We start from the raw sequence: 13,212 nt of genomic DNA, 5'->3' as shown, positions 1-13,212 counted from the left end.
ATATGCATATCTGGCGATCACATCTTAATGAACTGACGTGTATCTTCGTTAAGCTGTTCGGTTACGCCGTTATTGGTAGTCATAGCTTCGCTGATACCGGATATCTGATCTACGATATCCTGAGAATTCTCAGCTGAGAGGTTGATGGCATCGGAAGCTTCCTGAACAGAATCTGTGATGGATGATATGGAATCAGCCATCTCGTTCATGTAGCTGTTAAGATTCTGAGTCTGACCTTCCATGGAGCTTAGCATGTCGGTTAAGAATTCTGCGGTCTGCTCATACTTCTCACCTGTTTCTACGAAGGAATCATAGTCGCTTAGAACTGTAGTATTGATGAAGTCAAGAACCTGCATAGCATTGTCTGCAAGAGACTTAACTGCATCTGTAACTTCATTACTGATATTCTGGATATTGCCTGCTGTCTGACGGGAGTTCTCAGCAAGGGAGCTGATCTCTTCAGCAACGACTGCAAATCCTTTACCGGCTTCGCCTGCTCTTGCAGCTTCTATTGAGGCATTAAGTGCAAGGAGATTGGTCTGGGATGCTATATCAAGGATTACATTTGTAAGCTCATTGATCTGGGCAACCTTTTCACTATCCTTGACGGACTGCTCTAGTACACTGGAGAGTTCTTCCATACGGGAGCCTGTATTGTCTTTTTTGTTCTGGGCATCTTTCTTGATATCGATAGCTTCAGTCTTGATCTCGCCTGCTTTGGTGGTTCCATTCTTGATACCGTCATTGATGGTGCCTGTGGCACTCTTGACATCTTCAAGTTTGCCATTGATGGTGCTGGCAGTATCTGATACGTTCTGCATGCTGGCAGAGAGTTCTTCAAGGGCAGCAGATGTATTGGTAACATTGTCGCTTGCAAGCTGGATCTTGCCTGTTATGTTAGAGGATGAATCTGTAAGTGTATCAGTACTATTTTTGACATTTCTTAATATTCCCTGAAGTGATTCGATGAATTCGTTGAAGCCGTCTTTTATATATATAAGTTCAGAAGATGTATGAGTTGTGATCCTTGCAGTCAAGTCGCCTTTGCGATCTCTTATATCTGAGATTATAGAATTGATCTCGCTTGCAATCTGTTTAACTTTGCGTCCTACCAACATATAGTTGAACATAATGGATATAGCTACTGCAAAAAGGAATATAACAAACATTACATTGACTTTGGTGATAGCACTTTTTTCCTGAGACTCAACTACGTTTGTAAGGATCTCTCTTAGATGGAGAATCTGTTCATCGAGAATTGTGAGTTGCTCTTTCATTGTAGCAAGCTGAGTAGAAGCATCTCCGAATACTACTCCGGTTATAGTATCTACATCAGCATTCTTTGATGCGGCTATTATATTAGTATATCCTTCTTTGTAACCTGAATAGTTTTCTTTTAATATACTGACTGCATTATTGGCTTCGTCAGAACCCTGAGAACCATGTGATGCCATTGATGTAAATGTGCTTTCGATCGTTTCAAGAGCTGCATCCATCTCGCTTAGGCAAGTTTCCATCTCGGTGTTCTTGCTATCAACCTGACCTATAGAAACGAGGGTATCATACATAGTAGCAAGAGCAAATCCATCATTGTCAAGTATACGCATATCAACTTCAAATATACGCATGCTGTCCATGACATTTTCAGCCATAGCTGTAGTACCGGTTGATGTGGTAGCGATATTTATCATCTGAGAAGTTACTATAGCAATTGATATAATATATACGATAAGTAAGAAAAAATATGTGACACCGGACATTCCGGAGACAGTTTTTATAAATGGAACTTTTCTGGTATGTGATGATGAAGTCATATTACTACTGTTTTCCTTGGTTAGAACGTCCTTATTCTTGGCCATGATATCCTCGCTTTCTGATGCTAAGTCATCTTATAAAAATATTTTTGATTTACGTATTTGACGAATTGACTTTTTCACAAGTCCCTTACGTCATGAATGTAAAGTCAAAACAACTACTACGTATCTTATATCGTATATAACCATCAAATAGTTAATAGAAAGAATAAATGATGTTAAATAAATACATGTACGGTTATTGAAGCGCAAAAAATACTGCATAAGTTTTCCATTGGATAAACTTGAAAATCCCCGGCAATCGTAATGCCGAGGATTTTGCAGGTAGGATTACCTATGCAGTAGTCAACAATTGTCTGATATATGATATTATAGTATAGACGGATACGATTGTCCGTTTTGATTTCACTTATGTTCCTAATTTATGTACCAATATAGCACTATCAGGAATTAATAGCTCCTTTTATAGCTTTCATAAGATCATCATAGTTTTCAAAAGCTGGAAGATCAGGATTGTCAGCCTTGATCTTGTCTGTGGACTTGAACAGAAAGCCTGCTTTGCTTGCTTTGATCATCTCAAGGTCATTGTAGCTGTCGCCGCTTGCGATGGTCTCAAAACCGATGGACTGGAGGGCTTTGACAGTAGAGAGCTTACTATGATCACATCTCATCTTGAAGCCTGTAATCTCGCCATCTTCTGCAACTTCAAGGCTGTTACAGAAGATTGTAGGCATTCCAAGCTTTTTCATAAGAGGACTTGCAAATTCCTGGAAAGTATCAGATATGATGATAACCTGTGTAAAAGAGCGAAGTTCATCAAGGAACTCTTTGGCACCGGGCATGGGATCGATAGTTGCGATTGTTTCCTGGATCTCTTTAAGGCCAAGACCGTGTTCTTTTAGTATACCAAGTCTCCACTTCATGAGCTTGTCATAATCAGGCTCATCTCTGGTTGTTTTGGAAAGCTCCGGAATACCGCTTGCTTTAGAGAATGCGATCCAGATTTCGGGAACAAGAACACCTTCAAGATCTAAACATGTAACGAACATTTAAAATTCCTCCTGAAAAACTTTTACTATAGATTGCTGTAAACAGTATAACAGCTTTTGTATTTTTATACACTAAAATATTAACGCGATAATTTATAAAATTCCTAAGATAGGGAAATGAAACGGAGATTATCTAATGGTTTGGAATGTTTATTTTGAAATAGCAGCTCTTATGATATCGGTGGTACTCATGCTTTCGGATCTTTGGAAGAAGCATCTTCCTTTCAGATCCTGGAACTATTTTGCATGGATTTTGAGCTTGCAGATCATATGCTGTATATTTGATATTATTTCATGTGGTATGGCTATAAGACCGTACAGGTATTCAATACGAATACATTATCTTATCAACATCGTATATTATATTTCTTATATAATGGAGATATGGTCGTTTGCTATATTCACTATAGCTATGACAGGTAAGAGTAAGAGCATAAGAAGGACAACCTGGTTTGTAATTGCGCTTCCTTATCTTGTATCTTTTATATCTGTTCTGATCACGCCTTTTACCCATATGTTCTTCTATATAGACAGTGAAGGCGTATATCACAGAGGCTGGGCATATTACTATACCTGGCTTACATTCCTTGCCTTTTATATCCTGCTACCAGTGGCATATGCCTGGTTCTACAAGGTTCAAATGGCGCCTTACAGGATGATGTATACTATAGGCTTTTGGGCATTGTCACTTACTGGTATGCTGTTGCAGGGATTTATTTTTACAGACGTACTTCTGGAAGGATTATTCAATACGGCAGCTATACTTATAATATACCTAAATATCCAGAATCCATCCCAGTTTACTGATGCGGATACAGGTCTGTATAACCAGTGGGCACTTGGAGAAGTTATTGATGAAAAGCTTGAGTATGGTGATCCTATCGATATAAGCGTCATCGGCATTGAGAACTTCCCTGTACTAGAGAGTATATATGGTCGAAGGAAACTCATGAGAGTTCTTCATAGTATAGCAGACGAGATCACAGAACAGGTCAAGGGAGTCAACCTTTTCTATATGCACAGGGGAAGGTTTGCACTTCTTTTTAATAAAAATACCAATCATAAGCAGATAGAGCATGCTATAAGAAGGCGATTTGAGATGCCTTGGGGCGAAGAGGATGGCAAGGTTACTTTCAAAATACATATAACCCACCTCGATGAAGATGTGCCCAAGATGAGTATCCGCGAGATATTCGATTCACTTGAAGAGGGACTTCGTAATGCTGAGATGAAGGATAACGAAGTGACCGAGATCATCAGTGCGCAGAGGATAGAGGAGATAAGAGACGGTATCAAAGTAGAGCACGCTGTCAGCAAAGCTATCAGGGAGCGAAGGATACAAGTTGCCTTCCAGCCTATTTATTCTACCAAAAAAGAAAGGATCATATCAGTAGAAGCGCTGGCAAGACTTGTGGATGACGAGCTTGGGATAATAGAACCTGACGTATTTATTCCTATTGCAGAAAAGAACGGAACTATAGGATTTATAGGATCTCAGGTATTTGAGCAGGTATGCTCTTTTATCAGAGAAAGGGATATGGAGGACCTTGGCGTCAGATTCATAGAGGTCAATTTATCACCTATACAGTGTAAGTCGGGTGAACTTGTATCAGACCTTTTCAATCTTATGGACAGATACGAGATCGACCCCAGACAGATCAATTTCGAGATAACAGAATCAGCTATGACAGACGGCAAGATCCTCAACGAGATGATGACTAAGATCATCCAGAGGGGCAGCACCTTCTCTTTGGACGATTATGGAACTGGTTATTCCAATCTTGTTGAGCTTCTGGATCTTCCTTTTAAGATAGTCAAGATAGATAAGTCTCTTGTATGGTCTTATTTTAACGGGACTTCAGATGTACTTCCTGATATTGTCAAGACCTTTAGCAAAAGAGGTTATGAGATTGTAGCAGAGGGAGTTGAGACTCATAATATGGCAGAAAAGCTTCGTGACATGGGCTGTGATTATCTTCAGGGGTTCTATTTCTCCAAGGCTCTTCCTGCAGATCAGCTTGTATCATATGTATACAACAACCGTCGTCTTCGTATCATGGAGGAGATGAGGCTTTGATTTATAATTTGTGTATAAACAATCTGAAAAAAGTATAAAAACCGTATATTTGTGAAAAAAGTGTGTATACTTATAAAAGACTGATTTGGCTCTATTATATAGCGTCAAATAGTTAAAGGGTTTATCATGGGCAGATTGCGAAAAAGTCTGGCTAATTATTTGCTCTATGAAAGGATAAGTGACTAATGGGTGCTAAGATCAAAAAGAAGACTTGGAAGCGGTTTATCAAGTGGGGAGTTATTGCTGCCGTAATAGTGGCAGTTGTACTTTATTTTAGAAATGCTGCAGGCAATGTAGCGCAGTCTTTGTACAACGAAGATAAGGCCAGTCTTCGTGACATACAGACGTATCACACATTCACAGGTACTACAGAACCTGTAGATTCTCTGGATGTGATCCCTTCTGTGACAGGTGTTAAGGTTACTGAGGTTATGGTAGAAGTTGGCGATGAAGTTAAGTCCGGCGATGTACTGATGACCCTTGATACCTACAATATCCAGAATCAGATAGATCAGTTATCGGCCAGTATGGACGTATCTGATACTCAGAGTGCCATAAGTATAGCTCAGGCACAAAAATCCTATGATGATCTTAAATATGAAATAGATAACGGACTTAATACTCAGCTTCAGAATGCATTAAACGGCATAGATACAGCTTTTGCCAGTCTTGTGACAGCGCAGGAGAATTATAATAACGAAGTTGAGCTCAATAACAGGCAGCTGTCCGATAAGATAAGCACTGCTATCCATAATGTTGATACCGCATACAGCACTGTATCAAATGCTCAGACGTCTCTTTCAAGAGCCCAAGAAGATCTGTCCAAGGCTGAGGATAACGGCCTTAGCGGAGATTCTCTTACTCAGTATAAAAGAGCTGTTGAGGATGCGCAGACTTCTGTAGACAGCGCATGGGATAGTTATAATTATGCAGTTTCGATGTACGAAGCTGCCAAGATGAAGGAAGAGGATTCACTTACATCTCTATATGACAATCTCATAACAGCTCAGATAAATTATTTAAATGCAATAGATTCATATAATGCAGCTGTTTTGTCTGTCAATCAGGAGCTTGAAGGCTATCAGCTTACGATTCAGTCAGCAGTAGCCGGCAGCAATGACTCTGTCAATCAGCTTAAGCTTGCTGATCTTCAGAAGCAGCTTTCTGACTGTACTATAACTGCTCCTATGGATGGCATAGTTTCTAAACTTCCGGCAGAAGAAGGCTCATATGTTCAGGCGGCAGGAAGCGTTGCAACAGTAACTGATTATAGTCAGATGAAGATAGCAGTTAAGATAGGAGAGTACGATATCCTTGGCGTTGATGAAGGCGACAGTGTCATAGTATCAATAGATGCTCTTGATGCTACTTATGACGGCACTATCAAAAAGATCGCCAGAGATGCTACAGTTCAGGGCGGCGTATCATATTTTGAAGCTGAAGTTGAGATAGAGGCTGATGAAGTAGTAAGAAGCGGTATGAGCGCTGAAGTTAAGCTCATAATAGAAGATGTGAAGCAGGTTGTATCTGTGCCTAGCGCTGCTGTAGTAGCTGATTCAAATGGTGAATACTTTGTATATGTCAAAGACCCGGCTGACCCTAAGAATACTACTCCTGTCCAGATCCCTGTAACTATAGGCGTCACAGATGGATCATATACACAGATAACACAGGGACTTAGCGAAGGTGATGATATACTGGTTCCAAAAACTGACTCTATGGCACTTTTGATGCAGGAGATGTCAGACAGGAGGGATGGCGCATCTTCTAGTGATGGAGGCGCCAATGAGTGATAAGGTTACGGATAATATAGTTAATCCTAATGATATAGTTGATACTGATAATATAGTTGAAACTGATAGTTCTGATAAAAAAGTTGAACCTGATAATACAGTTGAAACTGAAAATACAGTTAATACTGAAAATACAGTTGATACTAATAATATTATTGTTCCTAATACTATAGAAAAACAGACTAATGATATAGCCAATGATAACGCTGATAAGATCCTTATCATGCGCGGTATCTGCAAAGATTATAAGATGGCAGGAGAGACTCTCCATGTACTTAAGAATATAGATCTGTCAGTTAAGAGAGGACAGTTCCTTGCAATACTGGGGCCATCAGGATCAGGTAAGTCTACTCTTATGAATATCATAGGTTGTCTTGACGTACCTACAAGCGGTGAATATGAGCTTTCAGGACGTGTTATAGCAGATGAAGATGAAGCGTCTCTTGCCAATATCAGAAACAAAGAGATTGGTTTTATCTTTCAGTCATTTTATCTATTGCAGAGACAGACAGCATTTGAGAATGTGGAACTTCCTCTTATATATGCAGGCATGCCGGAGAAAAGGCGCAGAGAAAGAGTAGAGGAAGTCCTTGAAAAAGTAGGCCTTGCCGACAAGATGTACAATCTTCCCAATCAGCTATCCGGTGGTCAGCAGCAAAGAGTAGCTATAGCAAGAGCTGTATCTACTAATCCGACTATCCTACTTGCAGATGAGCCAACAGGTGCTCTTGACCAAAAGACAGGAGCTGCTGTTATGGACCTGTTCCATTCCCTTAACGAAGAGGGAAGGACCATCATCATGATCACTCATGACAGGAAGATAGCAGGACATGCTAGACGTATTGTCAAGATCCTTGACGGAGTTATAAGTGAAGGAGATGTCGAAGATGCGTAAGTTTATAGGAATGATCAAAGAAAGCATCAAGATGTCTGTTCAGAATATCAAGAGCAATAAGATGCGTTCTTTTCTTACAATGCTTGGAATCATGATAGGTGTAGCATCTGTAATAGGACTTATCACGATAGTACAGACTGCGTCTGATTATGTTATGGGACAGTTCTCAGAACTTGGTGCAGGCACGATAACGGTTATGACTCCAGGAACAGCCCTAAAGAACGGCCTTACAGAAAAAGATGTAGAGGGACTTAGAAATATCGAGGGTGTAGACGGGATAGCACCGTCTGTATCAGCTACTGTAAGTGCTGTAAGCGAGGGCGAGATATATGATAATGTAACCATGGATGGGGTGGACGTTAGCTTTTTTGCCCATAATGATATCATCGAAGAAGGGAGATCCTTCAGAGAATTTGAAGCAGATGGCTATACGCAGGTATGCATTGTTGACAGGACTTTTATAAGTAAAGTCCTAAAAAGCGGTGATGTTATAGGACAGACTGTACATATCGGCGGATACGATTATCTTATTATCGGTATACAAGGAGAAAGTACTAATCTATCTGCTGCATATTCAGATACCAGTAACTCGGATGGCAATGTCATAGTTCCTTACAGGAATGTCATGAGGATGACGTTTGCAAGTAATATCACAAACTTTAATGTATATGTAAAAGACGGAACTTCGACAAGTGATGTTGAGACATCGCTCAGACAGGAACTTGATCGTATCTATAATGAAGCTGACAATGCCTTTTCTGTGATCAATCTGGAAGCCCTTGTTAATGTTATGGGATCTGTTCAGTCCATGCTGACATCTATGCTTGGAGGCATAGCATCTATAGCGCTTCTTGTAGGCGGAATAGGTATTATGAACATGATGCTGACTTCAGTATCAGAAAGAACCAGAGAGATAGGCCTTCGTAAAGCTCTTGGCGCCCAGCCGTCAAGGATACAGGTTCAGTTCCTGATGGAGTCCATAATACTTTCACTTATGGGCGGATTTATAGGAATAATCCTGGGACTTATCATAGCATATGTAGGATCGAATCTTATGGATGTTGCTTTCAAGATATCCTGGGGAGCTGTGGCTCTTGGCGTAGGATTCTCTGCAGCTGTTGGCATCATCTTTGGATGGATGCCTGCAAGACGTGCCAGCGAGCTCAATCCTATCGATGCACTTAGATCGGAATAATAGATTAGGAAAAGAGGTTGAAAATCATGAAAAGATTGTCTGTAAAGATGGTGTCAAAGACTTGTGCATTTGTACTTACAGGTTTTATCGCTGCATCAGTTCTATTTAGTCCTATCACTGCAAGCGCAGGACCTGCGTATGATAGTGATTTTACCAAGACATATGTATTTGAAACACTTATAAAACCTGCACTTACCAATCCTTATACAGATGATAACGGGATATATGAACAGCTGGAACTGTGTTTCCGTTATCGTGTTATGACTATGGGCGAAGTTCTGGATATGTATGATCATGGATATACGGTGCCTGTTACAGTCCTTGAAAGGCTCTATAAGGCTGGATGGATCAACAGCTACGTATATCACAGGGCAGCAGGACTTGTTCCTACACCTGAAGATATGAGCGATGTATTTGATTATGTATATTATTACAATGCTAATCCTGATCTTCAGGCAGTATTTGGACTTAACGAAGAGGCTCTTTTCCAGCACTTCCTTCTGTGTGGAATGGCTGAGGGGAGACGAGCAAGCGTTAACTTTGACCCTGTATATTTTAAGAACAGATATCCTGATATAGCGGCTGAACTTGGTGATGACATGGCCGAGTATTATATCCATTACATAATCCATGCAGTAGAGCAGGGAAGAGTGGGAAGCCCTGAGGATCAGGCCGAGAAGATAGACCATCTTAACGATTATGCCAACGAGAATGATCCAAGGTACTAATGGTGTTTTTGCTTATAAGTTTTTGGGTGAAGAAATCCTCTTTTTTTTCCGATAATATTCTAGAGCCTGTTTTGTTTGTGTTTTGGAGGATCTTCTGTATATGGCGCTTTTTGACTTTAAGTTTAAGCCCGGCAAAGCCTTAAAAAAGGGAATTCAATACAGATCTGTCTGGAAAGATTTTGAGGATGGTTCATCTGCGGCGCTTCTGTCATACGTCGGAGATATGTTTAAGTGCGACCGTGTGATAGTACTTCTAAGAACGCCTGAAGATACATATAGATGCACTGATGAGTGGTGCGGAGAAGGAATAAGCTCTGTACGAGATCAGCTTCAAGAACTGACCTGGCTGGATATGATGCCGTGGCTTGACGTCGTTGAAGACGGCAGAGTCACCATAATAGAAGATGTCAGCAGTATCAAAGATACTAATAATGAATTATATCTAAAGCTTGAGAAGTACGGATCCAAAGCTGTTATTATGGGTCAGCTCTCGCATATGGGCGAGGATCTGGGCTTTTGGCTTGTTGTAAATCCGACCTTGGAAAATATACAGAATATTTCTGCGATTTTCCAGGGCATTTTTTATCTGGTAGGGAATCTGTATCACAGTCAGGGTACAATCGAGCAGCTCAAGGATATAGGCTTTATGGACAAGCTGACAGGTGCTGCTAACCGTAATGCTCTTACAAGAGATATAGAGCAGTTCAGAGTGGGTGTGCCTCTTGCTATCCTGTTTGCAGATCTTAATGGCATGAAGGAGATCAATGATACAGAAGGTCACGAAGCAGGTGACAGACTCCTTATTAATGCCTGCGATGCTATAAGGGAGGTGTTCCCACCTGATAGCCTGTATAGAATAGGTGGTGACGAGTTCCTTGTTATTCTCTCTGACATTGATAAAAGAGAATTCGATGAAAAGACGCTGCAAGTTAGAGAAAGCTTCAAGAATAGAGAAGTTCAGGTTGCCATAGGCGCTGTATACGCAGAAAGCTACCAGAGGAATTTTGACGAGCTCAAATCTCAGGCTGATGACCTTATGTACAAGGACAAAAAGTCGTCTTATAAGACTTTTGAAGAAGGCGAAGAGACAAGCAGCAGGCCTGATGAAGTTATGGAAGTCTATCCTCAGGAAAATGGCTACAGAGTCATATACTGTGTGCCACATAAATATGAGGATAGAGGCGGACGTGAGAAGACAGGTATTTTTTCAGTCAAGCTTAATTCAATAGCGGATAATCAGATCCATCCAAGCGATAAGCTCAAGTATCTGGACTTTTGGAATGTGTCATCTCTTATTACTAATCTTGAAAAAAGGCACAGAGAAGATGCGGCTATCATCAAGTATCGTGCACGTACTGTGGACGGTTTCTGGTGCTGGGTAGAAGAGCAGATCACAATGCTAAGGCGAGATAACAATAAGATAGTCCTTATTAGCTCGCTTAGAGATATAAGTGATCAGCGTGAAAGAGAGCCGGTATCAGAGAATCTTACAAGTAGTTCTGAAGATTTCGTGGCTCAGAAGCAGCTCTATCTTAACAAGAAATTCACTGCTCAGGCAGAGGAGTGGCTTGCGGGACGCAAAGAAGGCGAGAATGTCTGCACTATAGCTATTAATCTGGGTCACCTAAGGCTTTATAATGATACTTTTGGAAGGAATGCCGGAGATCAGCTTATAACACTGGCTACAGATGTTGTATCTCAGGCTGCATTTATGCTGCACGGACTATCTGCGTATCTTGGCGGAGACAATTTCTGTGTTATAGGTCTTGCGGTTGATTTTAAAGATGCAGAGAATCTGGCAGATTATATCAGGAAGAATCTAAGAGATTATCATATGGACGGCGGCTTTGCTCCGGCTGTAGGAATCTATACTACTATTGACAGAAAAGAGACCTTTGCGACTATGCATGATAGAGCTCTGATAGCTCTGTCCAGTGTCAAAGACAATTATAATGAGCATGTACATGTGTATAGTACAGAAGACTTCAGGACTGAGACCGAGAGTAAAAGGCTCCATGTTCAGGAGATACAGCTTGCCCTTATACAGAATGAATTCAGATGCTATATGCAGCCTGCAGTAGAAGTTGATACAGGTAAGATAGTCGGTGCCGAGGCTCTTATCAGGTGGCAGAGAGGGATCAATCTGCTGCGTGCAGAGAGCTTTATCGATATCTTAGAAGAAAGCGGATATATCCTGTCTCTTGATATCAAGATGTGGAGACGACTGTTTGAATGGATGAGAGAGTCAAAAGAAAGGGGTATAACGCCTCTGCCATGCTCTATTAATATATCCCATGTGGATTTCCATTATATAAAAGTGGCTGAGACTTTAATAAAGCTCCTTAATGAATATTCTATCGAATCCAAGTACCTCATAATAGAACTTTCAGAACAGACATATGCAGATGATCCTGAGAATATCAGTAGACAGGTCGATGTCATGCGTAATGCTGGTATAAGGGTATTTATGGATGATAGCGGATGCGGGTTCGACAGCTTCAGGATGCTGTATGGAACTACTCTTGATGGCATCAAGATGAACCAGAGCTATCTAAGTATGCTGCCTATGGCAAGCAAGGCTTTTAATCCTGTTAAGATGATGCTGGATGTGGGTAGAGAAAGTGATATCCCGGTCATCTCAGAAGGAGCAGAGACACGTGAGCAGGTAGAGAACCTTAAACAGATAGGTTGCAGATTCATCCAGGGCAATTGCTACTATCGCCCTATGACGCTTGCGGATTATGAGAAGCTCCTTATCAAGAAAGGTTATGGCAGTTTGCCGCTGACCGTGTGAAAAAAAATTTGACAGATATATTTAAAACATCCCACTTGGATGGGGGCAGTATCGCCAAAGAATTTTCAGAGACGGGCAGTATATAGATTCTTGCCATGCTGTTAATCGTTTTAAACTTCATGGCACGATAGATGTCGCTTTTCATTCCGGGGTCCAAAACTCGCTTCGCTCAGACAGTTGGACCCCAGACAGAATGAAAGACTCCATCTATCATGCTCATGAAGTTAATAAAACGATTAAAAGCATGGCAAGAATCTATATACTGCCCGTCTCTGAAAATCCTTTTGCGATACTGCCTCGTTCAAGTGGGATGTTTGAGCTTGATATATTATATTGGCGTCTAGATGACCTTTTCTAATATATGTAATAACATAAAGATGGTAATATTACTTGGCGTATTGCTGGATGTCGATATCGCCGTATTCGTCTGCAAGATATTTGTCATAAAGTTGTTGGAGGTCTTCTACATTTTCTTCAGAGAGGTTCTCCTGAACATACTCGGCAGCGCTTTCCATGTCTCCGTTTGATACATAGGAGGTTATGGTTGATACGGCTTCTTGGTCGACATTTTCTTCTATTATGGTGTTGAGAGTTTCCTGATCTTCCGGGTCCATTGAATTAAGGACTTCTTCAACTTCCTTGGATGTTACAGATACGCCGGATGATGCGGCTACCTGTTCTATTACGTTGGATACGGCGTAGTTGACGGCTTTCTTCTTGAGCATGGAATCCCATACTGCGATTTTAAATATGAATATGACAAGGCCGAGTATTACCAGTATAAGCAGGAACTGAATAAGTTTTGCTCCTGTATTCTTCTTTCTTCTGCGATTAGACATTTTTGGGTCTCCTTCGGTTATATAGGTG

At 40.8% G+C, this 13,212-nt stretch carries 9 protein-coding genes; 6 read left to right on the top strand and 3 right to left on the bottom strand.

Annotation, left to right across the window (positions count from 1 at the left end):
* Positions 1–17 precede the first annotated feature (17 nt).
* Both I7804_RS00920 and thrH read right to left on the bottom strand, forming a co-directional pair.
* Positions 18–1,859, bottom strand: coding sequence for a methyl-accepting chemotaxis protein (locus I7804_RS00920; protein WP_248404477.1), 1,842 nt, complete (start codon positions 1,857–1,859; stop codon positions 18–20).
* 398 nt (positions 1,860–2,257) lie between these two features.
* Positions 2,258–2,863: a bifunctional phosphoserine phosphatase/homoserine phosphotransferase ThrH gene (gene thrH / locus I7804_RS00915; protein WP_022756775.1), complete on the bottom strand. Its 606-nt coding sequence runs from the start codon at positions 2,861–2,863 to the stop codon at positions 2,258–2,260.
* Between the two features lie 136 nt (positions 2,864–2,999).
* On the opposite strand from thrH, the gene I7804_RS00910 reads away from it, so the two are divergent.
* From I7804_RS00910 to I7804_RS00885, 6 genes are all read left to right on the top strand, one after another.
* Complete coding sequence (locus I7804_RS00910; protein WP_248404475.1) at positions 3,000–4,940, top strand: EAL domain-containing protein; 1,941 nt, start codon at positions 3,000–3,002, stop codon at positions 4,938–4,940.
* Between the two features lie 185 nt (positions 4,941–5,125).
* Positions 5,126–6,733, top strand: a complete 1,608-nt coding sequence (locus I7804_RS00905) for an efflux RND transporter periplasmic adaptor subunit (protein ID WP_027215090.1) — start codon at positions 5,126–5,128, stop codon at positions 6,731–6,733.
* Between the two features lie 223 nt (positions 6,734–6,956).
* The gene (locus I7804_RS00900; RefSeq protein WP_034453690.1) at positions 6,957–7,628 is read left to right on the top strand and encodes an ABC transporter ATP-binding protein; all 672 of its coding nucleotides are present in this window, start codon (positions 6,957–6,959) and stop codon (positions 7,626–7,628) included.
* Positions 7,621–8,823, top strand: coding sequence for an ABC transporter permease (locus I7804_RS00895; protein ID WP_248404473.1), 1,203 nt, complete (start codon positions 7,621–7,623; stop codon positions 8,821–8,823). The genes I7804_RS00900 and I7804_RS00895 overlap by 8 nt, the downstream gene beginning before the upstream one ends.
* Positions 8,824–8,849: 26 nt before the next feature.
* Positions 8,850–9,551, top strand: coding sequence for a hypothetical protein (locus I7804_RS00890; RefSeq protein ID WP_022754943.1), 702 nt, complete (start codon positions 8,850–8,852; stop codon positions 9,549–9,551).
* 100 nt (positions 9,552–9,651) lie between these two features.
* Entirely contained in the window at positions 9,652–12,345 is a 2,694-nt protein-coding gene (locus I7804_RS00885) for a GGDEF domain-containing protein (protein ID WP_248404471.1), read from the top strand.
* 386 nt (positions 12,346–12,731) lie between these two features.
* Here the strand turns inward: I7804_RS00885 and I7804_RS00880 are convergent, their stop codons facing one another.
* Complete coding sequence (locus I7804_RS00880; RefSeq protein WP_022754941.1) at positions 12,732–13,184, bottom strand: hypothetical protein; 453 nt, start codon at positions 13,182–13,184, stop codon at positions 12,732–12,734.
* Positions 13,185–13,212 lie beyond the last annotated feature (28 nt).

Source organism: Butyrivibrio fibrisolvens (assembly GCF_023206215.1).
In the GTDB taxonomy this organism is placed as follows: domain Bacteria; phylum Bacillota; class Clostridia; order Lachnospirales; family Lachnospiraceae; genus Butyrivibrio; species Butyrivibrio fibrisolvens_C.
This window is presented reverse-complemented; position numbering and strand designations above follow the sequence as displayed.

Coding starts and splice junctions, on each gene's coding strand:
- I7804_RS00920 (WP_248404477.1), bottom strand. CDS start 1,859: ATGGCCAAGAATAAGGACGTTCTAACCAAGGAAAACAGTAGTAATATG.
- thrH (WP_022756775.1), bottom strand. CDS start 2,863: ATGTTCGTTACATGTTTAGATCTTGAAGGTGTTCTTGTTCCCGAAATC.
- I7804_RS00910 (WP_248404475.1), top strand. CDS start 3,000: ATGGTTTGGAATGTTTATTTTGAAATAGCAGCTCTTATGATATCGGTG.
- I7804_RS00905 (WP_027215090.1), top strand. CDS start 5,126: ATGGGTGCTAAGATCAAAAAGAAGACTTGGAAGCGGTTTATCAAGTGG.
- I7804_RS00900 (WP_034453690.1), top strand. CDS start 6,957: ATGCGCGGTATCTGCAAAGATTATAAGATGGCAGGAGAGACTCTCCAT.
- I7804_RS00895 (WP_248404473.1), top strand. CDS start 7,621: ATGCGTAAGTTTATAGGAATGATCAAAGAAAGCATCAAGATGTCTGTT.
- I7804_RS00890 (WP_022754943.1), top strand. CDS start 8,850: ATGAAAAGATTGTCTGTAAAGATGGTGTCAAAGACTTGTGCATTTGTA.
- I7804_RS00885 (WP_248404471.1), top strand. CDS start 9,652: ATGGCGCTTTTTGACTTTAAGTTTAAGCCCGGCAAAGCCTTAAAAAAG.
- I7804_RS00880 (WP_022754941.1), bottom strand. CDS start 13,184: ATGTCTAATCGCAGAAGAAAGAAGAATACAGGAGCAAAACTTATTCAG.